Origin of the sequence: uncultured Stenotrophomonas sp., from assembly GCF_913778665.1 — a bacterium.
Classification (GTDB): Bacteria; Pseudomonadota; Gammaproteobacteria; order Xanthomonadales; family Xanthomonadaceae; genus Stenotrophomonas.
The window spans coordinates 39,232-65,145 of the sequence record NZ_CAJYVQ010000006.1; the positions used below are offsets into that span (position 1 = coordinate 39,232).

The 25,914-nt window shown below is 67.0% G+C and carries 18 protein-coding genes; 11 read left to right on the top strand and 7 right to left on the bottom strand.

Translation table 11 applies throughout. The features are described 5' to 3' along the window. Nucleotides 1-69: 69 nt before the first annotated feature. The 6 genes from QZ853_RS07500 to QZ853_RS07525 form a co-directional block, all read right to left on the bottom strand. On the bottom strand, nucleotides 70-1,959 hold the full coding sequence (locus QZ853_RS07500; RefSeq protein WP_295571710.1) for an MFS transporter: 1,890 nt from the start codon (nucleotides 1,957-1,959) through the stop codon (nucleotides 70-72). Between the two features lie 85 nt (nucleotides 1,960-2,044). Then, nucleotides 2,045-2,839, bottom strand: a complete 795-nt coding sequence (locus QZ853_RS07505; RefSeq protein ID WP_295571712.1) for an SDR family oxidoreductase — start codon at nucleotides 2,837-2,839, stop codon at nucleotides 2,045-2,047. Nucleotides 2,840-3,009: 170 nt separating this feature from the next. Continuing rightward, nucleotides 3,010-5,187 (bottom strand): YccS family putative transporter, encoded by a 2,178-nt coding sequence (yccS, locus tag QZ853_RS07510; protein WP_295571714.1) that lies wholly within the window; start codon nucleotides 5,185-5,187, stop codon nucleotides 3,010-3,012. A gap of 157 nt (nucleotides 5,188-5,344) precedes the next feature. Then, the gene (locus QZ853_RS07515) at nucleotides 5,345-8,467 is read right to left on the bottom strand and encodes an efflux RND transporter permease subunit (RefSeq protein ID WP_295571716.1); all 3,123 of its coding nucleotides are present in this window, start codon (nucleotides 8,465-8,467) and stop codon (nucleotides 5,345-5,347) included. Nucleotides 8,468-8,498: 31 nt separating this feature from the next. Beyond that, nucleotides 8,499-11,732 (bottom strand): efflux RND transporter permease subunit, encoded by a 3,234-nt coding sequence (locus QZ853_RS07520; protein WP_295571718.1) that lies wholly within the window; start codon nucleotides 11,730-11,732, stop codon nucleotides 8,499-8,501. A gap of 74 nt (nucleotides 11,733-11,806) precedes the next feature. Further along, entirely contained in the window at nucleotides 11,807-13,051 is a 1,245-nt protein-coding gene (locus tag QZ853_RS07525; protein ID WP_295571720.1) for an efflux RND transporter periplasmic adaptor subunit, read from the bottom strand. Between the two features lie 186 nt (nucleotides 13,052-13,237). Here QZ853_RS07525 and QZ853_RS07530 point away from each other — a divergent pair, with 186 nt between their 5' ends. The 9 genes from QZ853_RS07530 (at nucleotide 13,238) to QZ853_RS07570 (ending at nucleotide 22,153) form a co-directional block, all read left to right on the top strand. Beyond that, nucleotides 13,238-14,557: a M20 family metallopeptidase gene (locus QZ853_RS07530; RefSeq protein WP_295571721.1), complete on the top strand. Its 1,320-nt coding sequence runs from the start codon at nucleotides 13,238-13,240 to the stop codon at nucleotides 14,555-14,557. A 533-nt stretch (nucleotides 14,558-15,090) separates the two neighbouring features. Continuing rightward, nucleotides 15,091-15,909 (top strand): NADPH-dependent 7-cyano-7-deazaguanine reductase QueF, encoded by an 819-nt coding sequence (gene queF / locus QZ853_RS07535; RefSeq protein WP_295571723.1) that lies wholly within the window; start codon nucleotides 15,091-15,093, stop codon nucleotides 15,907-15,909. Nucleotides 15,910-16,106: 197 nt separating this feature from the next. Continuing rightward, nucleotides 16,107-16,400, top strand: a complete 294-nt coding sequence (locus QZ853_RS07540; protein ID WP_005411287.1) for a LysM peptidoglycan-binding domain-containing protein — start codon at nucleotides 16,107-16,109, stop codon at nucleotides 16,398-16,400. Between the two features lie 45 nt (nucleotides 16,401-16,445). Next, nucleotides 16,446-16,958, top strand: coding sequence for a hypothetical protein (locus QZ853_RS07545; protein ID WP_295571724.1), 513 nt, complete (start codon nucleotides 16,446-16,448; stop codon nucleotides 16,956-16,958). Between the two features lie 332 nt (nucleotides 16,959-17,290). Continuing rightward, a complete protein-coding gene (locus QZ853_RS07550) occupies nucleotides 17,291-19,513 on the top strand; it encodes an NADP-dependent isocitrate dehydrogenase (RefSeq protein WP_295571725.1) in 2,223 nt (740 codons plus the stop codon). 314 nt (nucleotides 19,514-19,827) lie between these two features. Beyond that, a complete protein-coding gene (locus QZ853_RS07555) occupies nucleotides 19,828-20,793 on the top strand; it encodes a hypothetical protein (RefSeq protein ID WP_295571726.1) in 966 nt (321 codons plus the stop codon). After that, a complete protein-coding gene (locus tag QZ853_RS07560; protein ID WP_295571727.1) occupies nucleotides 20,786-21,334 on the top strand; it encodes an ATP/GTP-binding protein in 549 nt (182 codons plus the stop codon). The genes QZ853_RS07555 and QZ853_RS07560 overlap by 8 nt, the downstream gene beginning before the upstream one ends. After that, nucleotides 21,327-21,740, top strand: a complete 414-nt coding sequence (locus QZ853_RS07565) for a roadblock/LC7 domain-containing protein (RefSeq protein WP_295571728.1) — start codon at nucleotides 21,327-21,329, stop codon at nucleotides 21,738-21,740. Before QZ853_RS07560 ends, QZ853_RS07565 begins: the two co-directional genes overlap by 8 nt. 53 nt (nucleotides 21,741-21,793) lie before the next feature. Next, the gene (locus QZ853_RS07570) at nucleotides 21,794-22,153 is read left to right on the top strand and encodes a hypothetical protein (protein WP_295571730.1); all 360 of its coding nucleotides are present in this window, start codon (nucleotides 21,794-21,796) and stop codon (nucleotides 22,151-22,153) included. Between the two features lie 81 nt (nucleotides 22,154-22,234). On the opposite strand, the gene QZ853_RS07575 is transcribed toward QZ853_RS07570, so the two are convergent. After that, on the bottom strand, nucleotides 22,235-22,981 hold the full coding sequence (locus QZ853_RS07575; protein ID WP_295571732.1) for a KilA-N domain-containing protein: 747 nt from the start codon (nucleotides 22,979-22,981) through the stop codon (nucleotides 22,235-22,237). A 218-nt stretch (nucleotides 22,982-23,199) separates the two neighbouring features. Between QZ853_RS07575 and aceK the strand changes: the two genes are divergently transcribed. Together aceK and QZ853_RS07585 are read left to right on the top strand one after the other, a co-directional pair. Further along, nucleotides 23,200-24,930 (top strand): bifunctional isocitrate dehydrogenase kinase/phosphatase, encoded by a 1,731-nt coding sequence (aceK, locus tag QZ853_RS07580; protein WP_295571734.1) that lies wholly within the window; start codon nucleotides 23,200-23,202, stop codon nucleotides 24,928-24,930. A 66-nt stretch (nucleotides 24,931-24,996) separates the two neighbouring features. Further along, entirely contained in the window at nucleotides 24,997-25,884 is an 888-nt protein-coding gene (locus tag QZ853_RS07585) for an energy transducer TonB (RefSeq protein WP_295571736.1), read from the top strand. Nucleotides 25,885-25,914 lie beyond the last annotated feature (30 nt).

Genomic DNA, 25,914 nt, shown 5'->3' on the forward strand with positions numbered 1-25,914 from the left:
CGGCATATCCACTGGACGGTGGCGTATGCAGAGGGGGGAGGGCTGGCGCTGACCGCCGGGCCGATTCGGTCAGGCGTGATCGCCACGCAGGGCCCGGACCTGCGCCTCCAGCAGCGGAGCGCTGGTGTTGTGCCCATCTACCGCCGGCGCTGCCACCACCTCGATGGTGGCGCGGAAGCGGCGCGGCACGCGCATGCGGCCCAGGCGGCTGTCGCGCCGGCTCCACATGCTCGACCACATGCCGCGCAGCGCCATCGGCACCACCGGCACCGGCCGCCGTTCGAGGATCTTCTCGACGCCGGATTTGAACGGCGCCATCGCACCATCCTTGGTCAGCGCGCCTTCCGGGAAGATGCAGACCAGCTCGCCTTCGGCCAGCGCCGCATCGATCTCGTCGAACGCGCGCTGCATCAGCGCCGGGTCTTCGCGGGCGCCGGCGATCGGAATCGCCTTGGCGGTGCGGAAGATCCAGCGCATCACCGGAATGTTGAAGATCCTGTAGTACATGACGAAACGCACCGGGCGCGGAATCGTCGCCGACAGGATCAGCGCGTCCATGTAGCTGACATGGTTGCAGACCAGCAGTGCGGCGCCTTCGTCAGGCACGTTGGCCTCGATGCCGTGCGGGCGCAGGCGGTACAGGGTGCGCACCATCAGCCAGCTGAGGAAGCGCATCAGGAATTCGGGGACGATGGTGAAGATGTAGATCGCCACCAGCGCGTTGGCGATGGCCAGCGCCAGGAACTGCTGCGGGATGGTCCAGTGCAGCAGCCGGTGCGCAGCCAGCGACAGCAGCGCCGCAGCCACGATGAAGCCGGAGTTCTGGATGTTCAGCGCGGCGAACACGCGCGACATCTGCGCCTTCGGCGTACGGCTCTGGATCAGCGCGAACAGCGGCACCACGAAGATGCCGGTGAACAGGCCGATGCCGATCAGGTCGACGACGATGCGCAGGCTGCCGGGCTGCTGCAGGAAGGTGCCGATGGTCAGCCCGTGCGCACTCGCTTCGCCGCTGCGGGCGAAGTACAGGTCGAGCAGGAAGGCGGTCATGCCGAACGCACCCAGGGGCACCAGGCCGATTTCCACCGTGCGTGCGGACAGCTTCTCGCACAGCAGCGAGCCGACGCCGGTACCGACCGAGAACAGCGCCAGCGCGAAGATGTACAGGATCGGCTCGCCGCCGAGGTTGGTCACCGCATAGGCCGGCAACTGCGAGGTCAGCACCGTGCCGACGAACCAGAACCAGGACACACCCAGGATCGAATTGCGCACCGCCTTCTGCTGCCGCGCCATGCGCAGCACCGCCAGCGATTCGGGCAGCGGATTCCAGTTGATCTCCAGGTTCGGGTCGCCGGCATCCACCTTGGGAATCAGGCGGGCGGCGATGTTGCCGCAGATGGCCAGCGCGATGATCGCGCACGCCGCCACTACCGTGCCATGGCTGCCGGCCACGGTGAACACCAGGCCGCCGACGATCATGCCGGAGAGGATCGACATCGAGGTGCCCATCTCGACCAGGCCGTTGCCGCCGGTCAGTTCCTCGGGCTTGAGCACCGAGGGCAGCACCGAGTACTTCACCGGGCCAAAGAGCGTGGATTGCATGCCAGTGCAGAACAAGGCGACCAGCAGCACTGGCAGGCTCTGGGTAAGGAAGCCGGTCGCGGCCAGCGACATGATCACGATCTCCATGGTGGTGGTGATCACGATCAGCCGCGATTTTTCCAGCTTGTCGGCGATCTGCCCGGCCAAGGCCGAGAACAGGAAGTAAGGCAGGATGAAGATGGCCGGTGCCAGCGTGGCGTACAGGCCGAGTTCTTCCTCCGGCACGGCCATGAACAGCAGCATGCTGATGATCGCCTGCCGGTACACGTTGTCGTTGAACGCACCGAGCGCCTGGACGACGAAGAACGGCAGGAAACGGCGCTGGCGCAGCAGAGCGAACTGGTTGTGACCGGACATGGAGCCTCCTTGACCGGCGCAGCCTAGCATTCCTGCCGGGATGCAGGGACCGGTGCGGACCGTTGGTCCGCACTACTCCAGAACTTCAGACGATATCGTCGACCACGCCGCCATCCACGCGCAGCGCGGCGCCTGAGGTGGCCGAGGCCTGCGGTGAGGCCAGATACACCACCATGTTGGCCACTTCCTCGACCGTGGCAGTACGTTGGATGACCGAGGACGGGCGATGTTCCATCACGAACTCGCGGCCGATCTGCTCCAGCGGCTTGCCACTGCGCTGGCGTTCATCCTCGAACATCGCGGCAAAACCCTCAGAGAGCGTCGGCCCCGGGAGCACCGCGTTGACGGTGACGCCACTGCCGGCCACGCGCTTGGCCAGGCCACGTGACAGCGCCAGCTGGGCGGTCTTGCTGACGCCGTAGTGGATCATGTCGGCGGGGATGTTGCGCGCCGACTCGGAGGAGATGAACAGCACGCGGCCCCAGCCGGCATCAACCATCGCCGGCAGCAGCGCACGCGACAGGCGCACGCCGGACATTACGTTGGTCTGCCAGTAGCGTTCCCAGGTGGCGTCGTCGGTCTGGAAGAAGTCTTCCGGGCCGAAAATGCCAGCGTTGTTGACCAGGATGTCGATCGCGGGCACGCCCGCGAGCAGTGCCTCGACACCCGCCGCACCGGACAGGTCCGCGGCGACGCCGATCACTTCGGCGCCTGGAACTGCGGCCAGTACGCGCCGGCGTGCGCGTTCGATGCTGCCGGTGCTGCGACCGTTGAGGACCACTCGCGCACCGGCTTCGGCCAGGCCTTGCGCGATGGCCAGCCCGATGCCGGCGGTGGAGGCGGTGACCAGCGCGGTGCGGCCGCTGAGTTCGATCTTCATGGCCGGAATCCGTGAGCAGGGCATCACCCAGTATCCGCGCGGCGGCGTGATCGGGCTGCAGCGCCCGGCGCAACGCGCTGTTGCGGCGCGGGTAGCGCCGGGTCATGCCCGGCGGCCTCGTCACGTTGCCGCAACCGGCACCTGCCGGGCATGGCCCAGCGCTCCCGAGGTCAGGTCAGGCTCCGCACCGCCTCATTGGCCGCCGCGCGGACCTTCGGCAGCAGGCGCAGCACCAGCGCCATCTGCGTGCGGATCAGCTGCAGCTTCGGCGGCATCGCGTCGTCGATCTGTTCCAGCTCGGCGGCCACCGCGCGGTCGGCATCGTTGTCGTCCTCGGTCACCGGCTGGCGTGCAGTAAGGGCACCCGCCAGCTGCTGCAGCGCCTTGCGCACGCGTTCACCGGCGGCCAGCGCCAGCGGATCGCCGGCATAGCTGTCCACCTGGTCGCGGTGTGCGCCGAGGGCCGACAGATGGCCGAGCAAGGTGTTGGACAGGGCCAGGAAATGGAAACCGGCATCCAGATTACGGCGTACATGGCCGGGCTCGCGCAGCATGTTCGACAGCGCCGTGGATAATGCGGCGTCGGCGTTGTGCATGTCACGGCGGGCGATGCGGTAGGCCAGGTCGTCGCGCATGCCGCTGCGGTACTGGCCCAGCACGGCATCCAGATAGCGTGCAGCGGTATCCAGCACGCGCCCCAGAACAAGGTGCAGCTGGCGACCCTGCCAGTCGGGCAGGATCAGGAACGCTGCCGCCGCCGCGATCGCACAGCCCAGCAGCGTATCGACCATGCGCGGCACGATCAGCAGGAAGCCATCACCGATCAGGTTGAAGCAGGTCAGCGCCATCACCGTGATCGCTGCCGAAGCCACCAGGTAGCGGTCGGTTCGGGTGAAGAAGAACAGCAGCGCCGACAACAGTGCGATCAACAGCTGCACGTGCAGCTGCGGGAACAGCTGCAGCAGTGCCCAGGTCAGCACCAGGCCGGCCACGGTGCCAACGATGCGTTGCGCCAGGCGCTGGCGGGTGGCGCCGAAATTGGGCCGGCACACGAACACGATGGTCAGCAGCACCCACGAACCGTTCTGTGCATTGAACAGGCGGATCGCCGCGAAGCCGGCGATCAGCGCCAGCGCCATGCGCAGGCCGTGGCGAAACAGCACCGAACCGGGCGTGAGCTGCTGGCGCAGGCGCACGCCCATCTCGCGCAGTGTGTGCGGGTTGCTGTCGCGCAGGCGGGTATCGACGTTGTCGAGGCTGGCCTCGGAGCGCTCGGCATCGAGGAGGCGGCGCTCGATGCTGCGCAGGTTGTGCACCAGCAGGTCCAGCGAGCCGAGCAGGCGTTGCCACTGCGGGCGCTGCTGGTGGCGCAGGTAGGCCAGCGCATCGACCAGATCGCGCCCTGCCTGCTGGTTGCTTTCACCATAGACGAACGGGCGGCGCAGGCGGATCGCCTCGCCCAGGCGTGCGCAGGCCTGCCCTTGCAGATCGAGCAGGCGCTGGCAGCGGTACAGCACGTCGCTGTGGAAGAACGCCTCGACCAGCGCGCCGTACGGGTAGTGCGAGGAACTGGCGCGCTCGTGGAAATCCTGCGCCATGTAATACAGCCGCAGGTACAGGCCGGAATTCACGCCGGGCCGGCCCGAGCGGCCGAAACGGGCCAGGATCGCGGCCTTGGCTTCGTTCAAGGCACCGACCACGCGGCGGTTCTGCTCGGCCAGATCCAGCTGGCGGCGCTGCAGGTCGGCCTCGCGCACCGGCTCGAACAGGGCGGCCTTCAGCTGCAGGTAGCGGCCCAGCTCCTGGTACAGCCGCGCGACGCGCTCGCGCACCGGACGGTTGGCGAACAGCGCGGTCCACAGGATCGACAGCAGCCCATACCAGGCGGCGCCGGCCAGCAGGTGGCTGACCGCATCCAGCGCGGTGTGCAGGTCGCGGCTGCCGTGCTGCTCCAGGCCGATCATGGTGTAGATCGCCAGCGTCACCGTGGCCTGGGCGATGGACGCATAGCGTTCGCCCAGCGCACCGAGCAGGGTCAGGCCGAAGGTGGACAGCGCCAGTGCGCCGATGAAGATCCACGGCCACGGGAACAGCCAGATCACTGAGGCCGCCGCGATGCAGAAGCACAGCAGCGACAGCAGCACTGCCTTGGTCCGGCCCCACGCGTTGTCGTCGGTCTCGGCGATCGCGCTGGCGATGATGCCGAGGAATACCCCGGGCAGCGCGGTAAGCGCGTCCCAGTACCAGCACACGGCCATCGCCGCGCTCAGGGCGATGAACACCCGCAGGCCATAGCTGGCCTTTTCGTGGGCCCACAGGCGGCTGAGGCGGGATTGGCGGGCGGACATGCAGGCTCGGCGTATGGATCGACCACCATTATTGCGGGGTACGCGTGAAGTATGCAGTGCGGGCCAACGGCCCGCACCCACCATTCGCACCACGGTAGTGCCGGCCACTGGCCGGCAGATGCACCGGGGAGGCCGGCCAGCGGCCGGCTCTACCGGGCTATGCCCGCTGCGCGCGCTTGAGCAGCTTGGCTTCGCGCTTGCGTGCGCGACGTGCCCGCCAGCGTTCGGCCAGGCAGGAGAAGATCACGTACAGCGCCGGCGTGCTGAGCAGGGTCAGGCTCTGCGAGAACAGCAAACCACCGATCATCGCGATGCCCAGCGGGCGCCGCAGCTCGGAGCCCTCGCCGAGGCCGATCGCCAGCGGCACCGCCGCCAGGATCGCCACCATGGTGGTCATCATGATCGGGCGGAAGCGCACGATGCTGGCTTCGCGCGCGGCATCGCGCGGTGCCAGGCCGTGCACGCGCTGTGCCACCAGCGCGAAGTCGATCATCATGATCGCGTTCTTCTTGACGATGCCGATCAGCAGCACCAGCGCGATCATCGAGATCACCGACAGTTCGGTATTGGTGCCGAACAGGGCCAGCAGCGCGCCCACGCCCGCCGCCGGCAGCGTCGACAGGATGGTGACCGGGTGGATCAGGCTCTCGTAGAGCATGCCCAGCACCAGGTATACGGTCAGGATCGCCGCCAGCACCAGGATCAGCATGTCGCTGGGGTCGGAATTGAAGCCGAAACCGGCATCGTCGGCCAGGCGGATGTCGCCCGGCATGCGCATGCCGGCCACAGTCGCGTCGATGATCGCCTTGGCCTCGCCCATGCTCACGTTCGGGGCCAGGTTGTAGCTCAGGTCCATCGTCGTGTACTGGTTTTCATGGGTGATCTGCGATGGCGCCAAGCCCGGAACCTGGGTCGCCACTGCGGTGATCGGCACCATGTCGCCGTTGCGCGCACGCACGTAGATCTCGTCCAGCGCCGCCGGGGTGGCGGTCTGCGAGGGCAGGGCGTTGACCACGACGCTGTACTGGTTGATGTCCGAGTAGATGGTGGAAATCTGGCGTTGGCCGAATGCACCGTACAGCGCGCCGTCGATGGCGCCGACGGTGATGCCCAGGCGCGCGGCCTTGGCACGGTCGATCTGGATGTTCTGGCGCAGGCCGGCGTTGTCCACGTCGGTGCCGACGTCGCGCAGCTTCGGGTTCTTCTTCAGTTCCGCCTGCAGCTTGGGCAGCCATTCCTGCAGTGCGGCGAGGTCGTTGCCCTGCAGCGAGATGCGGTACTGCGCGCCCTGGCTGGAACCACCGCCGTCGTTGCTCGGCAGATCCTGGATCGCGCGCAGGCGCAGTTGCAGGTCCGGGTAACGGTCGGCCTTGGCGCTCAACCGTGCCAGCGCATGCGCGGTGGTTTCGCGGCGGCCGTCGCTGCGCGATTTCAGCTCGATATTGAACTGCGCACTGGAGCCCTGGCGGCCGCTGCCCAGGCGCACGCCCACGGTCTTCACCGCCGGGTCGGCCATCAGCATGTCGGTGATGCGGCGCTGGCGGGCGACCATGTCCTCGAAGGACACGGTGGCGCTGGAGTTGGCGCGTCCCCAGATCAGGCCGGTGTCCTGTGGCGGGAACGCGCCCTTCTTCACTGCGCCAAACAGGAAGATGGTGACGCCGATCAGCAGCAGCGGGGTCAGCGACATCAGCAGCGCATGGCGCAGGGAGAAGTCGAGGAACAGGGTATAGACGCGCAGCATGCGTTCGTGGCCGGCATCGAGCCAGCGGCCGAAGCGCGACGGCGGCGCGGCGTGGTCGTGGGCGCTGAGGAAACGGCTGCACAACGCAGGGGTCAGCGTCAGCGAGACGATCATCGACACCACGATCGCCGCGACCAGGGTGACGGTGAACTCGCGGAAGAACGCGCCCATCATGCCGCTGGCGAACAGCAGCGGGATGAACACCGCCACCAGCGAGGCGGTGATCGAGACGATGGTGAAGCCGATTTCGCGTGCACCGGTCAGCGCCGCCTGCATGCGAGGCATGCCTTCGTCGAGGTGGCGCATGATGTTCTCGATCACCACGATCGCATCGTCGACCACAAAACCAATCGCGATCACCAGCGCCAGCAGGCTCAGGTTGTTCAGGGTGAACCCCATCACGTACATCACCAGCGCAGCACCGGCCAGCGACAGCGGCACGGTCACCGCGGCGATCAGGGTAGGGGCCAGACGGCGCAGGAACAGCGCCATGGTCAGCACCACCATCGCCAGGCTGATCAGCAGGGTGATCTGCACTTCATGCAGCGAGGAACGGATGGTCGGCGTACGGTCGAAGTACGGCGTCATCGTGGTGCCGGGCTGCAGGTAGTCGCGCAGGGTCGGGATCTGCGCCTTGACCCGGTCCACGGTCTCCACGATGTTGGCCCCGGCACGGGTGAACACGTACATCACCACCGCCGGTTTGTGGTCGAACCACGCGGCCTGGTAGGCATCCTGCTGGCCGTCGTAGACGTTGGCGATGTCCTTCAGGCGGATCACCCGGCCATCGCCCTGGGTCTTGACCACCAGGTTGGCGAAGTCGGCGGCGCGCGCCACCGAGTCGTTGGCGATGATGGCAGTAGTGGTGTTGCCATCGCTGAGGAAGCCGGTGGGCGAGGTCACGTTGGCCGCACGCACCGCATTGCGCAGGTCATCTGCGGTCAGGCCGAGCGCGTTCATCAGGCGCAGGTTGACGTCCACGCGCACCGCCGGCGTCGAGGCACCGGCGATGTCGACCGAGGCGACGCCGCTGATCTGGCGGATGCGCTGGGCCAGCAGCGAGTCGGCGACGTTGTACAGCTCGTCGGCCGACTGCGTCTGCGAGGTCAGCGCGATGGCGATCACCGGGTCGTCGTTCGGGTTCGCCTTCTGGTACATCGGCGAACCCATGCCCGAAGGCAGGTCGGCCTGCGCCGAGTTGATCGCGGTCTGTACGTCCAGCGCGGCCGAATCGATGTTGTGGCCACTCTGGAAGATCATGAACACCAGCGAGCTGCCTTCCGAGCTGGACGAGCGCATGCGGTCGATGCCCGGCAGCTGGCCGAGGTGGCGCTCCAGCGGCGCGGTGACCGTGCTGGCCATGGTCGCCGCGTCTGCACCAGACTGGCTGGCGTGCACGAAGATCACCGGGATCTCGATGTTCGGCAATGCCGATACGCCCAGGCGCAGATAGCAGATCAGGCCGACCATGAACAGGCCGATGGCCAGCAGGGCGGTGCCGATCGGGCGGCGGATGAAGGGGCCGGACAGGTTCATCGCGCGGCCCCCCGCAGCAGCGGGGCGTGGATCATGCCTGCGGCTCCTGCAGCGAACCGTTGCGCAGCGCACGCTGTTCGCGGCGGCGCGCCAGCCACTCGGAGAAGCGCTCCATGTACAAGTAGATCACCGGTGTGGTGTACAGCGTGACCAGCTGTGACAGCAGCAGGCCACCGACGATGGCGATGCCGAGCGGGCGGCGCAGTTCCGACCCGATGCCGGTGCCCAGTGCCAGCGGCAGTGCGCCGAGCATGGCCGCGGCGGTGGTCATCATGATCGGACGGAAGCGCAGCAGGCAGGCGCGACGGATTGCTTCGTGCGCGTTGGCACCGGCACGACGTGCCTCGATCGCGAAGTCCACCATCATGATGCCGTTCTTCTTGACGATGCCGATCAGCAGGACGATGCCGACGATGCCGTCCACCGACAGGCTCAGGCCGCACACCATCAGCGCCAGCAGCGCGCCCACGCCGGCCGGCGGCAGGGTCGAGATGATGGTGATCGGGTGGATGTAGCTCTCGTACAGCACGCCCAGCACGATGTAGATGACCACCAGCGAGGCCAGCAGCAGCCACACCACGTCGGTCTGGCTGCCGGTGAACTCGGCGGCCTTGCCGATGAACTCGGCGTGCAGGTGGGCCGGCATGTCCAGGCTGGCCTTGGTCTCTTCAATGGCCTTGACCGCATCGGACAGCGAATAGCCCGGCGCCACGTTGAAGGAGACGGTCACCGCCGGCAGCTGCTGCTGGTGGCTGACCACCAGCGGCGCGCTGCTGACCTTGCCTTCGGCCAGTGCCGACAGCGGGATGATGTTGCCGGCGCCGACGGTGATGCCGGTGTTCTGCGCGCCGATGCCGGTGGCGGTGGACGAGTTGGACGAGGTGACCTGGCCGAAGCTGGTGGCGTTGGTGCCGGTCAGTGCGCCGGCACCATTGGAAGCCACGGCCAGCTGCTGCATCAGCGCGGTGCTGGTGCGGAACTCCGGCGCCACTTCCAGCACCACGCGGTACTGGTTGAGCTCGGTGAAGATGGTCGAGATCTGGCGCTGGCCGAACGCATCGTAGAGGGTGTCGTCGATGGTCTGCATCGGCACGCCCAGCACGCTGGCCTTGTCGCGGTCGATGTTCAGTTCCAGCGCGCGGCCCTGGTTGGACAGGTTGTTGTCGACGTCGGCCAGTTCCGGCCGCTTGCGCAGCGCTTCGGTCAGGCGCGTGGCCTGCTTGGCCACTTCGGCGCTGTCCACGTCCGACAGCGAGTACTGGTACTCGGTGGCAGCCACGCGGGTATCCAGGGTCACGTCCTGCACCGGCTTGAGGTACAGCGCCACGCCCGGGATCCCGGCCACTGCCTTCTGCAGGCGCGGCAGCACCTCGTCCAGGCTGTCACGCTGGCTGCGCTCCTTCAGTACGATCGACAGCTGGCCTTGGTTGAGCGTAGGGTTCATGCTGCCGGCACCGATGAAGGCCGACACGCCGGTCACGTCCGGGTCCTGGCGCAGCGCTTCGGCGACCTGCCTGGTGCGCTGCTCCATCTGCGGGAAGGCGATGTTCTGGTCGGCCTGCACTACGCCGGTGATCAGGCCGGTGTCCTGCTCGGGCAGCAGCCCCTTGGGAATCAGCACGTACAGCAGCACGGTCAGCACCAGTGCGCCACCGGCCACCGCCAGGGTCAAGCGCTGGTGGCCCAGCACCCAGTCCAGGCTGTGCTCGTACAGGCCCACGGTGCGCGTCCACAGGTTCTGCTTGCCGGCCGCCGCCGCGCGCTCATGCGCGTCTTCGCCTTCCGGCAGGGCGTCGGGCTTGAGCAGGTAGGCGCACATCATCGGGGTGAGCGTCAGCGAGATCAGCATCGACAGCACGACCGCGATGCTCAGCACCCAGGCGAACTCGTGGAACAGGCGGCCGGTGACGCCGGGCATCAACAGCAGCGGCAGGAACACCGCCACCAGCGAAACAGTCAGCGACAGCACGGTGAAGCCGATCTGGCGCGCGCCGATCTCGGCCGCTTCCTTGCCACTCTTGCCCTGCTCGATATAGCGGACGATGTTCTCGATCATCACGATCGCATCGTCGACCACGAAGCCGGTGGCCACCACCAGCGCCATCAGCGAGAGGTTGTCCAGCGACATGCCGGCGAAGGCCATCACCGCGAAGGTGCCGGCCAGCGACAGCGGTACCGCCACCGAGGGAATGATCGTGGCCCACAGCCTGCGCAGGAACACGAAGATCACCGCCACCACCAGGCCGATGGTCAGGATCAGGGTGAACTGCACTTCATGCACCGAGGCGCGGATGGTCTCGGTACGGTCATTGAAGATCTCCAGGTGCACGTCGGCCGGCAGCACGCCCTGCAGCTGCGGCAGGATCGCGCGGATGCGCTCGACCGTCTGCACGATGTTGGCACCGGGCTGGCGGCGCACTTCCAGCAGCACCGCCGGCTTGCCATCGGCCCAGGCGGCGAGCTGGTCGTTCTCCACGCCATCGACGACCTGTGCCACGTCCGACAGCCGCACCGGGCGGCCGTTCTTGTAGCTGATGATGGTGTCGCGGTATTCGGCGGCGCTGGCCAGCTGGTCGTTGGTGCCGATGCTGTAGGACTGGGTCTTGCCGTTCAACGAACCCTTCGGCGCATTGACGTTGGCCTGGGTCAGCGCGCTGCGCAGCTGCTCCAGGGTGAGGCCCATGTTCGACAGCTGCGCCGGATTGACCTGGATGCGCACGGCAGGCCGCACGTTGCCGGCAATCGAGACCAGGCCCACGCCCTGCACCTGCGACAGCCGCTGGGCCAGGATCGAGTCGGCGTAGTTGTTGACGTCACGCAGCGGGCGTGTGTCGGAGGTCAGTTTCAGGGTGACGATGGCCGCGTCGGCCGGGTTCACCCGGTTGTAGACCGGCTGGTAGGGCAGCGACGAGGGCAGGGTGGCCTGGCGGATCGCCGCCTGCACGTCCTGCGCGGCGATGTCGATGTCGCGATCCATCGAAAACTGCAGGATGATCGTCGACAACCCGGCCGACGAGTCGGAGGTCATCAGTTCCAGCCCGGAGATCTGCCCGAACTGGCGCTCCAGTGGCGTGGTGACCAGTGAGGCCATGGTGGTGGCGTTGGCGCCGGGGTACTGGGTGGTGACCACCAGGCTGGGCGCATCGATTTCCGGTAGCGCCGACACCGGCAGCTTGCGGTAACCGAGAATGCCCAGCAGCAACAGCCCCGCCATCAACAGCGAGGTGGCGATCGGGCGGCGGATGAAGATCGTCGAAAAGCCCACGGACTGATCCTTGCTGGCACTTCAATGTCGGCGCCGGCAGTTTCGCCGGCGCGGGGGAAGACAGTGGCCTGCGCTCAGCGCGGGCCACCACCGCGACGGCCACCGCCGCCACCGTTCTTCTGCTCGGCGGCCTTCAGCTCGGCCTCGGTCGGTGCGGCCGGGGTTTCGCCCGGCTTCAACGCGGTGACCTTGCTGCCCGGCTTCAGGCGGAACTGGCCTTCGCTGACCACGCGCTCGCCGCCCTTGAGGCCTTCGGCGATCTGCACCTGGCTGTCGCCCACTTCCACACCGCTGCGCACGGTCTGCATCTTCACCGTGTTGTCGCCCTGCACGACGTAAACGTACTCGCCGTCCGGGCCACGCAGCACCGCCTGGGTGGGGATGACCACGCCGCCGCCGATGGTGCGCAGCTGCATGCGCACGTTGACGAACTGGCCCGGCCACAGGCCGTTGTCGGCGTTGTCGAACACCGCACGCGCCTTGAACGTGCCGCTGTCGGCACTGATCAGGTTGTCGACCACATCCAGCTTGCCGTCGCCGGACAGCACGTGCGAATCGGCACGGTCCAGCGCCGCCACCGGCACCGCGCCGGCGGCCTGCGCCTGACGCACGTCGCCGAGCTGGCGCTCGGGCAGGTTGAACAGCACATGGATCGGGTGGACCTGGGTCAGCGTCACCAGCGCGGTACCGGCAGTGACCACGTTGCCGGCGTCAACCGCACGGATGCCGGCGATGCCGGAGATCGGCGCGGTGACCTTGGTGTACTGCAGCTGCACCTGTGCCGAGCGCATGCTGGCCTCGTTGGCCGCGACTGCGCTTTCGTACTGTGCCACTTGGTTTCGCTGTGTATCCAGATCGGTCTTGGCGACGAACTGGCGATACTCCGGCGCGTTCGAGCGCTGGTAGTTGGATCGCGCGGTGGCCAGCAGGGCTTCGTTCTGGCGCTTGGCCGCCGCGGCCTGGTCGTAGCTGGCTTGGGCGGTGCGCGGATCGATCACCGCCAGCACGTCGCCCTGCTTCACTTCCTGGCCTTCGCGGAAATTGAGGCTCATCAGCTGCCCGCCGACCTGCGGGCTGACGGTGACGGTGTTCATCGCGGTCACCGTGCCCAGCGCGCTGGCATACACCGGCACGTCCTGGCGCGCGGCTTCAACCACGGTCACCGGCACCGGGCCGGCATCGGGGTCTTCGCCGCCCTGGCGCGCACCCGCTGCGGGTTTTCCAGCCTTGTCCTTGCCACCGCCGATGACCCGCAGGCCAACCACGGCCAGCACCAGTACCGCCACGACCAGCAGCACGATCTTCCAAACACGTGACATTACGAGGACTCCGAGAGGGCTGGACCGGGCGGGACGCCGGGACAATGCGCAAAGCATACCTGTGCCACATCACGTTTCCTGCATGACGGATGGGACGGGCGCTAAGACCGGATCCGGCGGCGGAGGTTCCCGTGGAGGCAGTGTTGGCCTACATTCAGCTGGAACCCCCTTGCTGTGGAGATCGCGATGCGTCGTTCGTTGCTGCTGTCCGCCCTGCTGCTGGCCCTGCCGGCGCTTGCCCACGCCCAGGACGGGCAGCGCCCGGAAGTGACCGCCGCTGCACAGCGGCTGCAGGCCAAGGTGGTCGAGTGGCGCCGTGATTTCCACCAGCATCCGGAGTTGTCCAATCGCGAGGCCCGCACCTCGGCCGAAGTCGCCAAGCGCCTGCGTGCGATGGGCCTGAAGCCGAAGACCGGCATTGCCCATCACGGCGTGGTGGCGATCATCGAAGGTGGCAAGCCGGGCCCGAAGATCGCTCTGCGCGCGGACATGGACGCGCTGCCGGTGACCGAGCAGACCGGACTGCCGTTCGCGTCCAAGGCGACCGACCAGTACCGCGGCCAGACGGTGGGCGTGATGCATGCCTGTGGCCATGATGCGCACACCGCCACCCTGCTGGGCGTGGCCGAGGCGCTGGTGTCGATGAAGAAGGACCTGCCGGGCCAGGTGATGCTGATCTTCCAGCCGGCCGAGGAAGGCGCACCGCCGCCGGAAGAGGGCGGTGCCGCGCTGATGCTGAAAGAAGGCCTGTTCGCCGACTTCAAGCCGGAGGCGGTGTTCGGCCTGCATGTGTTCTCCAGCGTGCAGGCTGGCCAGATCGCGGTGCGCGGTGGCCCGCTGATGGCCGCCTCGGACCGGTTCGGGATCAAGGTGATCGGTCGCCAGACGCACGGTTCGGCGCCGTGGAACGGTGTTGACCCGATCGTCGCCACTGCCGATCTGGTCGGTACCGCGCAGACCATCGTCAGCCGCCGCGCCAACCTGTCCAAGCAACCGGCAGTGCTGACCTTCGGCGCGATCAACGGCGGCATCCGCTACAACATCATCCCCGATGAGGTGGAGATGGTCGGCACCATCCGCACCTTCGACGAGGGCATGCGCCAGCAGATCTTCGCCGACCTGCGCAACGTGGCCGAGCACACCGCCGCCGCGCACGGTGCGAAGGCGGTGACCGACATCTACGAATCAGAAGGCAACCCGGCCACGGTGAACGACCCGGCGCTGACCGCGAAGATGCTGCCGAGCCTGCAGGCGGTGGTGGGCAAGGACAATGTGTACGAGCCGCCGCTGCAGATGGGCGCGGAGGATTTCTCGCTGTACGCGAAGGAAGTGCCGGGCATGTTCTTCTTCGTCGGTTCGACCAGCGTGGGCATCGACCCAGCGACGGCGCCGGCGAATCATTCGCCGAAGTTCCTGCTGGATGAGAAGGCGCTGGATGTCGGATTCCGCGCGCTGTTGCAGGTGAGCCTGGATTACCTGCACGGTGCAGGCACTCCTGCGGGGTGAGGGTTACCGGCAGGGCTTGCAGCCCTGCACCCGCTGCAGATCAACGTCAACGTCAAAGGCAGAAGCTGGTTTCCTGAGGGTAGGCGGGGTGGGTCCGGTTGAGGGGGACGCCGTAAACCCATCCATGGGGGCTTGGTCGCCGCATCCATGCGGCTCACCCCCCCTCAACCGGACCCACCCCGCCTTCGACAGTTTCCTGCGAGCTGTCGGAACGGCCTTCTGCCTTGGTGGGCGCCGACCGTTGGTCGGCACGGCAGACGTCATGAACGTCTGAAGGATTGGCTTTTGATTTTGATTTTCCTGATCTTTCCCGGGGTGGCGCGGGACACTGTCCGTGGCCGGGAGGGTGGGTTGGCTGGGGGCGTGAGCCGCATGGATGCGGCGACCGAGCCTCCATGGACGAATTCACGGCGTCCCCCAGCCAACCCACCCTCCCGGCCAACCCCGAAATCCTGCTCTTAACCACCACGGAGGGGCTCCGCCGTTGGCCGACCCGGCCGAAGGCCCGCTTCCGGCGCGATACAATGACGCCCATGAACACCCCCCAGGACTCCAGCCTCGGTCGCGAGGTCAGTTACCCGTCGCAGTACGATCCCGGCCTGCTGTTCCCCATCCCCCGCAGCGGCGCCCGCGCCGAGATCGGTCTCGATGACGCCGCGCTGCCATTCGTCGGCCATGACCGCTGGCACGCCTTCGAGTTGAGCTGGCTGGACCCGCGTGGCAAGCCGCAGGTCGCCGTCGCCACCGTGCAGGTGCCATGCACCTCGCCGCGCCTGATCGAGTCGAAGTCGTTCAAGCTGTACCTGAACTCCCTCAACAGCACCCGCATCGACTCCGCCGAAGCGCTGCGCGGACGCATCGTGGCCGACCTGTCGGCCTGTGCCGGTGCGCCGGTGCAGTTGGAATTCGGCCTTCCCGAACTGCGCGCGGCACCGCTGGGCGAGTCGATCGACGGGCTGGAGCTGGAGATCGACTGCTACGGCCCGCCGCAGGCGGATTTCCTGTCTGCCAATACCGATAAGGTGGTGGAGGAGACGCTCGTCTCGGCGCTGCTGAAGTCCAACTGCCCGGTCACCGGCCAGCCGGACTGGGCCACGGTCAGCCTGCGTTACCGCGGACCGGAGATCGACCGCGCCGGCCTGCTGCGCTATCTGGTCAGTTATCGCGAGCATGCCGAGTTCCACGAGCAGTGCGTTGAGCGCATCTTCAGCGAGGTGTCTGCGCGCTGCCGGCCGCAATGGCTGGAAGTGGAAGCCCGCTACACCCGCCGTGGTGGCCTGGACATCAATCCCTGGCGCGCCAGTCCCGGCATCGCCGCCCCGGCCGCGACCTACCGCGAACTGCGCCAATAACCGGTAGTCCCGGCCGCTGCCCGGCAACCGCGTGGAACCTGCCCGGAGGGCAAGCCAGCCGGCGGCCGGCACTGCGGGGTTCCCATTCTCCCGATTGTTCAGCCGCCCCCCGGGGCGGCTTCACATCTGCACCATCCCCATTTAACAACCGTCATGGCACCGTGCGAGCCACGTAGTCATGCAGACGGGAGTTGTGGATGAGTACCGAGAAGAAAGCCGATTTCTCCGGCGTCAGTGCCAGCGTCGACAGTACCGCCGAACAGGTGCCGAAGGCGGACTTCTCCGGCGTCAGCGCTTCGGTGGACAGCACCGCCGAGATCGTCAGCGGCGGGACTTACACCGTGCAGAAGGGCGACTCGCTGTCGAAGATCGCCAAGCAGCATCTCGGCGATGCCAATGCGTGGAAGAAGATCTTCGAAGCGAATCGCGATGTGCTTGACGACCCGGACAAGATCTTTCCGGGCCAGACCCTGAAGCTGCCGCCGAAGTAAGCCGGCGATCGAACGCCGTCCGACAATCCCTGGGAGGAACCCCGAATGATCAAGACCACCCCGCTCCAGACCGCCCTGATCGCCGCCCTGCTGGGCAGCGTTGCCTTGGTCGGTTGCAAGAAGAAGGAAGAGTCGACCGACACCAACGCCGCTCCGGCCGCCACGGCCCCGGCCGAGCCGACAGCGCCGGCGCCGATGACCGGTGCACCGCCGCCGATGGCGGAAGCTGCCGCGGTCAACGTTTCCACTGTCACCGTGGGCAAGACTGCGGCCGCCGACAAGTCGGTGGCTCCAGCTGCATTGTTCTCGCCCAAGGATGACATCATCGTCTCGGTCAAGACCGATGGTGCCGCCAACAACGTCAATGTCGGCGCCAAGCTGACGTTCCAGGACGGCCAAGTGGCCGGCGAACAGACCGCGACCCTGAATGCCAGCGGCGCGGAGACCACCAACGTTACGTTCAAGAATGCAAAGGGCTGGCCGGCGGGCAAGTACCGCGCTGAAGTCATGGTCGATGGCAAGGCGGCTGGAACGCCGCAGGAATTTGAGGTCAAGTAAGTCCTGCCGACTCTCTCCCGGCAGGGCTCACGATGGACGCAGCCGCGAGGCTGCGTCCTTTTTTCGTTGGGCGATCGCCAAACCCATGCGTGGATGCGCACTGGCCGTCCCACGTAGATCCAGGCCACGCGTGGATCGATCACAGGGTTGCCCTGGTGCAGTACCGTCGCGTATGGCGCGGCTTTGCCCCGCGCGGCTGAAAACGCGACAATGCAGGGGTTTCCCCGGCGCGCGCCCACCCTGACGGCGACGAGGGAAAGTGACACGGTTGCACGTGGCCCGGCGCTGGCGCCGGCCTTCCCCTGAGAACTGCTACAGAGTCCAAGTCCCCCATGTCCAAGATCCTCTACACGCTGACCGACGAAGCACCGTTCCTGGCGACCCAGTCGCTGCTGCCGATCGTCGACGCCTACACCGCCACCGCCGGTATCGTGGTGGAAACCCGTGACATCTCGCTGTCCGGCCGCATCCTCTCGCAGTTCCCGGAACTGCTCAGCGACGCGCAGAAGGTCAGCGACGACCTGGCCGAGCTGGGCCAGCTGGCGACCACTCCGGACGCCAACATCATCAAGCTGCCGAACATCTCCGCTTCGGTGCCGCAGCTGAAGGCGGCCATCAAGGAACTGCAGGAGCAGGGCTACCCGCTGCCGGATTACCCGGAAACCCCGGCCGACGACCAGCAGCGCGACTACAAGGCGCGCTACGACAAGGTCAAGGGCAGTGCAGTGAACCCGGTGCTGCGCGAAGGCAACTCCGACCGCCGTGCACCGCTGTCGGTGAAGAACTACGCGCGCAAGCACCCGCACCGCATGGGCGCTTGGGCGTCGGATTCGAAGTCGCACGTTGCGCACATGGCCGCCGGTGATTTCTACGGCAGTGAGAAGTCGGCCACCCTGGCCAACGCCGGTTCGCTGAAGATCACCTTCCACGGCAAGGACGGCAGCGCCGTCGTGCTGAAGGAAAAGACCGCGGTCAAGGCCGGCGAGATCGTCGATGCCGCCGTGATGAGCCGCAAGGCACTGGCCGCGTTCATCGGTGAGCAGATCGCCGATGCCAAGGCCCAGGGCGTGCTGTTCTCGCTGCACCTGAAGGCGACCATGATGAAGGTCTCCGACCCGATCATGTTCGGCGTGGCGGTCAATGAGTTCTACAAGGATGTGCTGGCCAAGCACGCCGACGTGCTCAAGCAGGCCGGTTTCGATGCCAACAACGGCATCGGCGACCTGGCCGCGCGCCTGCCGTCGCTGCCGGAAGCCACCCGCGCCGCGATCGAAGCCGATCTGACCGCCGAGTACGCACAGCGCCCGGGCGTGGCCATGGTCAACTCGGACAAGGGCATCACCAACCTGCACGTGCCGAGCGACGTGATCGTCGACGCCTCGATGCCGGCGATGATCCGCGACTCCGGCAAGATGTGGAACGCCGAAGGCAAGCTGCAGGACACCAAGGCCGTCATTCCGGACCGCTGCTACGCCGGCGTGTACCAGGCCGTCATCGACGACTGCAAGGCGCACGGCGCCTTCGATCCGGCCACCATGGGCTCGGTGCCGAACGTCGGCCTGATGGCCCAGAAGGCCGAAGAGTACGGTTCGCACGACAAGACCTTCCAGATCGCTGCCGACGGCGTGGTCAAGGTCACCGACGATGCCGGCACCGTGGTGTTCGAACACGCCGTGGAAGCCGGTGACATCTGGCGCATGTGCCAGACCAAGGACGCGCCGATCCAGGACTGGGTGAAGCTGGCCGTCGAACGCGCCCGCCTGAGCAGCACCCCGGCCGTGTTCTGGCTGGATGCCGGCCGCGCCCACGACGCGCAGGTCATCGCCAAGGTCGAGCAGTACCTGAAGGACCACGACACCAGCGGCCTGGACATCCGCATCCTGCCGCCGGTGGAAGCCACCGCGTTCTCGCTGGCCCGCATCCGCAAGGGCGAGGACACCATCTCGGTGACCGGCAACGTGCTGCGCGACTACCTGACCGACCTGTTCCCGATCATGGAGCTGGGCACCAGCGCCAAGATGCTGTCGATCGTGCCGCTGATGGCCGGTGGCGGCCTGTTCGAGACCGGCGCCGGTGGTTCGGCCCCGAAGCACGTGCAGCAGTTCGTCGAAGAGGACTACCTGCGCTGGGATTCGCTGGGTGAGTTCCTGGCCCTGGCCGCGTCGCTGGAGCACCTGGGCAACCGCTACGACAACGCCGCCGCCCGCGTGCTGGCCAAGGCGCTGGACGAAGCCAACGGCCAGTTCCTGGACAACGACAAGTCGCCGTCGCGCAAGCTCGGCGGCATCGACAACCGTGGCAGCCACTTCTACATCGCGCTGTACTGGGCCCAGGCCCTGGCTGCGCAGGACGAAGACGCTGCCCTGAAGGCACGCTTCGCACCGCTGGCCAAGGCACTGACCGACAACGAGCAGAAGATCGTTGAAGAGCTGATCGCGGTGCAGGGCAAGGCCGTGGACATCGGGGGTTACTACCGTCCGGACGTGGCCAAGGCCAGCAAGGCGATGCGCCCGAGCGCGACCTTCAACGCCGCACTGGAGCAGCTGCACGGCTGATCCATCGCCGCCCGCGTCTGACCCCGGAACCCGCGCTTCGGCGCGGGTTTCTTTTTTCCGCCTCCGGGGTCAGATCCCTCTGCCCGCGCAGGGCTCGGACCCCATCCCCCAACGACGACAAACGTGAAATCGGTCAACCGTCGTAACGCCGTCAAGAGGGCATGAAACTTGCCCGCGATGGCCGTCGCAGAACCGAAAAGGGCGCCTTCGCGGTCACCCCGAATCTGAGCAATCGATCACGACGGTCGCTGCGAACGATGCCCTAGCCTTGGCGACGCGAGACCACCGGGGAGGTGGTCGCACGGGGAACACCGATGGCACGCGTGCTGGTAGTGGGAACCGACATCCAGGGCGAGCAGGCCCTGCTGCAGCGGCTGCGCGTGGCCTCGGCACTGCCCGACGGCCACATCCGCCGCAGCCAGGACCTGGACGATTGTGACCTGCTGGTCATCCGCGATACGCCGGCGCTGCGCAATGCGGCGCTGCGCATGCGCCAGCAGCGCCCGCGCCTGCAGTGCTGGATCGAGGACCTGGGCGGCCAGTTGCGTGCCGACGATGGCCCGCAGGACGTGCTCGATGATGGCGCCATCGGTCGCGCGCTGCGCGGCATGCAGGTGGACCCGGAGCCTTTGCCCATGCACGCTTCGACACCGATCCGGCTGGCCGATGGTGCGCACGCCATCACCCGCCTGCTGCGCGAGCGGCTGCCGCTGCGCCAGGGCCAGGCGCTGCTCAGCGATGCTGGCGAACCCCTGCTGCTGATGGATCTGGAACACGACCACGCGGTGCTGCTGCAGGAGCCGGCAGCCGCGCTGGTGGAGCGCCTGGCTGAGGCCATCGAGCGCCTGCAGCTGGACGCGCTGACGCCGGCGCGACTGCAGGCGCTGGCCGACGATCGCCCCCGCCAGCCACTACGGCCATTGCTGTGGCAGTGGGCACAACGCAGTCGCCACTGGCAGACACTGGATGAGCGCCTGCGCAGCGCCTCGGTGAAGCTGCTGCGCTGGCCCGACTTCCGCGTGCTGGGTCATGACCATGATGGCTTCCGCCTGTGCTCGCTGCTGCTCAAGCGCGCCTGTACGGTGGACGAGTGCGCGATGCTGCTCGACCTGCCGGCCGCTGCCGTGCGCGACTTCATCCATGCCGCTTACCTCTGCGGCTACGCGCAGCTGCAGGCCGCCGCCGCGGCACCGGTAACGGCGCGTGCCGCAGGTACAACCGACAACGGCCTGCTGGCGCGGTTGTGGCGGCACATGCGCGGGAGTGGGCGCAATGCGTGAGCACAAGGTGGTGGTGCTCGGTGGCATGGGCAGTGGCAAATCGACCCTGGTGCGCAGCATCGCGGCCGGGGCCGTGGTGGATACCGATGTGGCCAACAGTGACCGCCTCGGCGCCGACAAGGCATCGACCACCGTCGCGCTGGACTACGCCGACATCGATCTGCCCAACGGTGAGCGGCTGCGCCTGTATGGCACGCCGGGCCAGCAGCGTTTCGACTTCCTGTGGCCGATCCTGCTGCAGGGCGCACGAGGCGCCGTGCTGCTGTTGGATGCGCGTCACGCGGGCGTGGCTACCGAACTGGAGGACTACCTGCAGGTGCTGCGGCCGTTCGCGCCTGGGGTGGCGCTGGTGGTGGCGGTCACCCACCTGGACCAGGCCCCGCACGCGGTACTGGACGACTGGGCCGCGCGTGCCTGCCTGGATGATCAACCGCTGCCATTGCTGGCAGTGGATGCCCGCGATCGCAAACAGGGATTGCTGCTGATGGATGTGTTGATGGGCGAGATGGAAGCGCACGCACTGGTGGCTGCGCATGGCTGACGGGCAGGCGATCCTGCCCGACGCCGGCCAGCGTGAGCGCCTGCAGCCACTGTTGCAGGACCTGCGGCAGCGGGTGGAAGGCGTACGCACGGTGGTACTGGCCAGTGTCGATGGCTTTGCGCTGGTCAGTGCCGGTGCCGAAGGGCGCGGTGAACGGCTGGCGGCGATGACCAGCGCGATGCTGGCGCTGGCCGCCGCCGTCGGCCGCGAACTGGTGCTGGGCGATATGCAGACACTGATGCTGGAGGCGGCGGGCGGCAAGGTGCTGATGCTGGCGATCCAGGCCGAAGGGCGCGCACCGCTGCTGTTGATGGCGGCCTGCGACCAGCGCAGCGTGATCGGCCAGGTGCTGTGGCAGAGCAGGGAATGTGGCCAGGCGATCCTGGCCGAACTCGGCGGATCGTGAGCCCGGCCGCAGGGGAACGTGGGGCTCGAACCATTCTTGAAAGGGGAGCGGACGTGGCTGGATTGACTGAATCGTTGAACGCACTGATGGGCATCGACGGCGCGCAGGCCGTGGCGCTGGTCGACTACGAAAGCGGCATGCTGCTGGGCGAAGCCGGCACCGGCATGGACATGGAAGTGGCCGCTGCCGGCAATACCGAAGTGATCCGCGCCAAGATGAAGACCGCCGCGTCGCTGAACCTCAACGACACGATCGAGGACATCCTGATTTCACTGGGCAAGGCTTACCACATCATGCGCCCGGTGGCGAAGAAGAAGGGCCTGTTCTTCTACATCGTGCTGGACCGCACCAAGTCCAACCTGGCGCTGGCCCGGCGCAAGGTGCAGGACGTCGAGGCCGATCTGGCGATCTGAGCCCCCGGCTTCTGCGGAGCCGAGCATGGGTTCGGCTCCACAGGAGAACGGAAGACGACGCTCGTCGGCTTCCGGTCGCAGTCACGGCGCCGGAAGCAGCAGCGCGGTCACGAACGAAAGCGCCTTGCTGTCGCGCGCGGCAAAGTACGCAGGCGCCTTTTCCGGCAGCCACACTTCGTTGAAGTGGCGGCGGAAGTCCTCGTAGAACTCGTTGGGATACAACTTGGCCGGCACCGTGCGCCCATCCGGGTAGGTGTGGTCATAGGTGGGCAGTGCATCGGTGTCGACACCCCGTTGATCTCTCAGCCACTTGCAGAACAGGCGGCCTTCGGAGATGTCCGGCACCAGCGCCTGCGGCAGGGTGTAACCCGCCTGTTCAAGCGGCGCAATCAGGTTCAACGTCAGCTCGTTGAGCATCGAGAAATGGGTGTAAGGCACCTTGGCGCGGTTCTGCATGTAGCGCTCGATATGCCCTGGCATCACCGCATTGGCACGCCCCTGCTGCCATTCCACCACCCACTGTGAGACCTTCACCGCGAACTTGCGCGACAGCCACTGGCCCAGGTTGATGGCCAGATAGGGATGGATCCAGGTGCCCTGCATGGTCGGGTTGCCGCCGGAGACCACGTGGATCAGCTGATGCTCGTCCAATCCGGTCTGAACGGTCAGCTCATGCAGGAACTCTTCCGTCGATTTCAGCGCCCGATAATCCGACCAGCGCTTGTTGACGGACTGGCACAGCGCGGTGGCGCTGATGTAGCCGTCACGGGCGCGCTGCGGGATCACGGTGCCTTCCTCCATGCGCGGGATCAGGGTCATCTGCTGCATGCGTCACCTCGTGCCGTTGTGGGCCTGAGAGAGTAGGCAATGCAGGGCTCCCGGGTCTTTAGGAATCGTTGCGTTATTCGTGGCGCTGCCTGTGTAGCGTCGAGCTTGCTCGACTGCTTCTGCGACGTAAGGGCCAGGAGCCGTTGAGCAAGCTCGACGCTACACAAGCTACCTCACGGCAGCGTATGGTGGATGCCTGTCCTCCTGCCGAGCCGTGCATGTCCCAGCCCGACATTTCCGCAGAGCTGGCACCGCGCATCGCGGTGGCCATCCGCGATGGTTTCGAGGATTACCACGCTCGATTCGCTGGCGTGACCGCGCGTGCACAGCAGCGCTTCGAGCAGCGCGACTGGGCCGGGGCGCGCCAGGATGCGGTCGAGCGCATCGCCCTGTACGACCTGTGCATCGCGGCTCAGATGGACGCGCTGCGGCGCCTTGCCGGCGACGCCATCGGCGAGCGCACGCTGTGGCTGCAGGTGCGTGAGCAGTACAGTGCACTGCTGCAGGGCCTGATCGACGCCGAGCTGTACAAGACCTTCTACAACACGCTGTCGCGACGGCTGTTCGCTACCCGCGGCGTGGACCCGGCGCTGGAGTTCATCGCCTTCGATGTCGAGCCGTCCGATGCCATCACCCATCCGGTCGCGCGGCATACCTATGCCGTGTCGCCGACGCGGCCGGTGGAAGCCTTGCAGCGGGTGCTGGCCGACTACCGCTTCGATATCCCGTATGCGCACCAGCTACGCTGCGCGGCCGCGATCGCGGTGCGGCTGCAGGACGACCTCGCCCATTGGGGCGATACGCCGGTGCGCAGCATCGAGCTGCTCGACACCGTGTTCTATCGCGAGCGCCGTGCCTACCTGGTCGGTCGCGTGTTCGGCGAGCATCGCTTCTCGCCGTGCGTGATCGCGCTGGTCAACGACGAACGTGGCCTGCGCGCCGATGCGGTGTTGACCCGGCGCCGCGACGTGGCCCATCTGTTCGGCGTGTCGCGCAGCTACTTCCAGGCCAACCTGGCCACGGTCGGCGACGCGGTGGTGTTCCTGCGCAGCCTGCTGCCGGGCAAGCCGATCGACGAGATCTACACCGTGCTTGGTCGCGCCAAGCAAGGCAAGACCGAGCGCTACCGCACCTTCTTCCGCCACTTCAACGAGCATCCGCAGGAGCGGCTGGCGCATGCCGAAGGTACGCCGGGCATGGTCATGGCGGTGTTCACCCTGCCCAGCTACCCGCTGGTGTTCAAGCTGATCCGCGACCGTTTCGCCTGGCCCAAGGCGATGTCGCGGCAGCAGGTGGAAGAGAAGTACGCGCTGGTGTTCAACCTCGACCGCGTCGGTCGCCTGCTCGATGCACAGCCCTACCGCCACCTGCGCTTCCCGCGTGAGCGTTTCGCGCCGGCCTTGCTGGAGGAACTGCTGCGGCAATGCGCGCAGAGCGTGCGCGTCGATGGCGATGAGGTGGAGATCGCGCTGTGCTATGTACAGCGCCGCTTCCGTCCATTGAACCTGTACCTGCGCGAGCAGGGCGGTGAGGCGGTGCGCGCGGCGGTGCTCGACTACGCGCAGGCAATCACCGACATGGCGCGCAACAACATCTTCCCCGGCGACATGCTGCCGAAGAACTTCGGCGTGTCCCGGCATGGCCGCGCCGTGTTCTACGATTACGATGAGCTGTGCCTGGTCAGCGACTGCGTGTTCCGTGCCTGGCCGAAGCCGCGCACACCGGAGGACGCGCTGGCCGACGAACCGTGGTTCCATGTCGGTCCGCGTGACGTTTTTCCCGAGCGCTTCGGTCCGTTCATGGGCCTGCCGGCAGGCGAACTGGCGGCGGTGCGCGAGCATTACCGGCACCTGTTCGACCCAGCCTGGTGGCAGGGCCTGCAGGCGCGCTTTGCCAACGCCGATTACCCCGATACGCCACCCTATGCGGTAGCCCATCGCTTGGCCTAGCCAGGCCGGACTATTACCGATGTGAAGACTGGGTTACGCTCGGCGTTCATCACCAAGGATCCGGCAATGATGCGCCCCCCTCTGTTCCTCGCCCTTGCGTTGGCCGTCGGTGCCGGCGCTGCGCTGCAGCCCCACGACGCCAGCGCGCAGTCCACGCGCGAGGTACGTGCCACCACCGAACTGAGCATGACCCTGACCGGAAAGATCGAGGTCACCGCCGACGGTGCGGTCAGCGACCTGGTGCTCGACCAGAAGGCGAACATCGGCGCGGGTGTTGCAGCCTTTGTTGAACGCACCATTCGACCCTGGCGCTTCGAACCGACGCTCGTGGATGGCAAGGCTGTCGCCGTCCAGGCGCCACTGCGCATGCGCCTGCGCGGCAAGTCCACTGGCAAGGGCGACTACGAAGTCAGCATGACCAGTGTGGATTTCAGCGATTACGACCCGAAGGCTACCGATTCGGTAACCGCAAAGCGGCTGACGCCGCCGCGCTATCCGGACGAGGCGATCAGGGTCGGTGGCCAGGGTGAAGTGATGCTGATCGTCAAGGTCGCCCGTGACGGCACGGTGGCCGACGTCATCGCCGAGCAGGTCAACATGACCGTGGCGGGACCGGAACGGACCATGGCCAAGCTACGCGATGTGCTGGCCAAGGCCAGTATCGCTACCGCGCGCAAATGGACCTTCATCGCCCCGACCACTGGCGAGGACGCCGCAAGTGAGTTCTGGTCGGTGCGCGTGCCGGTGAGCTATGCGTTCACGGATGATCACAATGCCGCGGTCGAGCGCAATGGGCGCTGGCGGGCGTTCATTCCAGGGCCGAAACAGCGCGCACCGTGGGTGACCGGTGACGCTGCGGAAGCCGGCAGCGACCTGCTGCCCGAGGGTGGCGTCTACATGGTCGACGGCGCCAAGCGCGGCCTGCGCCTGCTCACTCCGCTGGAACAGGGCTGAGTGCAGTGTCGGAGCCGGGCAAACCGGCTC

What these genes read in the sequence shown, in the direction of transcription:
- QZ853_RS07500 (WP_295571710.1), bottom strand. Translation starts at nt 1,959, where the DNA reads ATGTCCGGTCACAACCAGTTCGCTCTGCTGCGCCAGCGCCGTTTCCTG.
- QZ853_RS07505 (WP_295571712.1), bottom strand. Translation starts at nt 2,839, where the DNA reads ATGAAGATCGAACTCAGCGGCCGCACCGCGCTGGTCACCGCCTCCACC.
- yccS (WP_295571714.1), bottom strand. Translation starts at nt 5,187, where the DNA reads ATGTCCGCCCGCCAATCCCGCCTCAGCCGCCTGTGGGCCCACGAAAAG.
- QZ853_RS07515 (WP_295571716.1), bottom strand. Translation starts at nt 8,467, where the DNA reads ATGAACCTGTCCGGCCCCTTCATCCGCCGCCCGATCGGCACCGCCCTG.
- QZ853_RS07525 (WP_295571720.1), bottom strand. Translation starts at nt 13,051, where the DNA reads ATGTCACGTGTTTGGAAGATCGTGCTGCTGGTCGTGGCGGTACTGGTG.
- QZ853_RS07530 (WP_295571721.1), top strand. Translation starts at nt 13,238, where the DNA reads ATGCGTCGTTCGTTGCTGCTGTCCGCCCTGCTGCTGGCCCTGCCGGCG.
- queF (WP_295571723.1), top strand. Translation starts at nt 15,091, where the DNA reads ATGAACACCCCCCAGGACTCCAGCCTCGGTCGCGAGGTCAGTTACCCG.
- QZ853_RS07540 (WP_005411287.1), top strand. Translation starts at nt 16,107, where the DNA reads ATGAGTACCGAGAAGAAAGCCGATTTCTCCGGCGTCAGTGCCAGCGTC.
- QZ853_RS07545 (WP_295571724.1), top strand. Translation starts at nt 16,446, where the DNA reads ATGATCAAGACCACCCCGCTCCAGACCGCCCTGATCGCCGCCCTGCTG.
- QZ853_RS07550 (WP_295571725.1), top strand. Translation starts at nt 17,291, where the DNA reads ATGTCCAAGATCCTCTACACGCTGACCGACGAAGCACCGTTCCTGGCG.
- QZ853_RS07555 (WP_295571726.1), top strand. Translation starts at nt 19,828, where the DNA reads ATGGCACGCGTGCTGGTAGTGGGAACCGACATCCAGGGCGAGCAGGCC.
- QZ853_RS07560 (WP_295571727.1), top strand. Translation starts at nt 20,786, where the DNA reads ATGCGTGAGCACAAGGTGGTGGTGCTCGGTGGCATGGGCAGTGGCAAA.
- QZ853_RS07565 (WP_295571728.1), top strand. Translation starts at nt 21,327, where the DNA reads ATGGCTGACGGGCAGGCGATCCTGCCCGACGCCGGCCAGCGTGAGCGC.
- QZ853_RS07575 (WP_295571732.1), bottom strand. Translation starts at nt 22,981, where the DNA reads ATGCAGCAGATGACCCTGATCCCGCGCATGGAGGAAGGCACCGTGATC.
- aceK (WP_295571734.1), top strand. Translation starts at nt 23,200, where the DNA reads ATGTCCCAGCCCGACATTTCCGCAGAGCTGGCACCGCGCATCGCGGTG.
- QZ853_RS07585 (WP_295571736.1), top strand. Translation starts at nt 24,997, where the DNA reads ATGATGCGCCCCCCTCTGTTCCTCGCCCTTGCGTTGGCCGTCGGTGCC.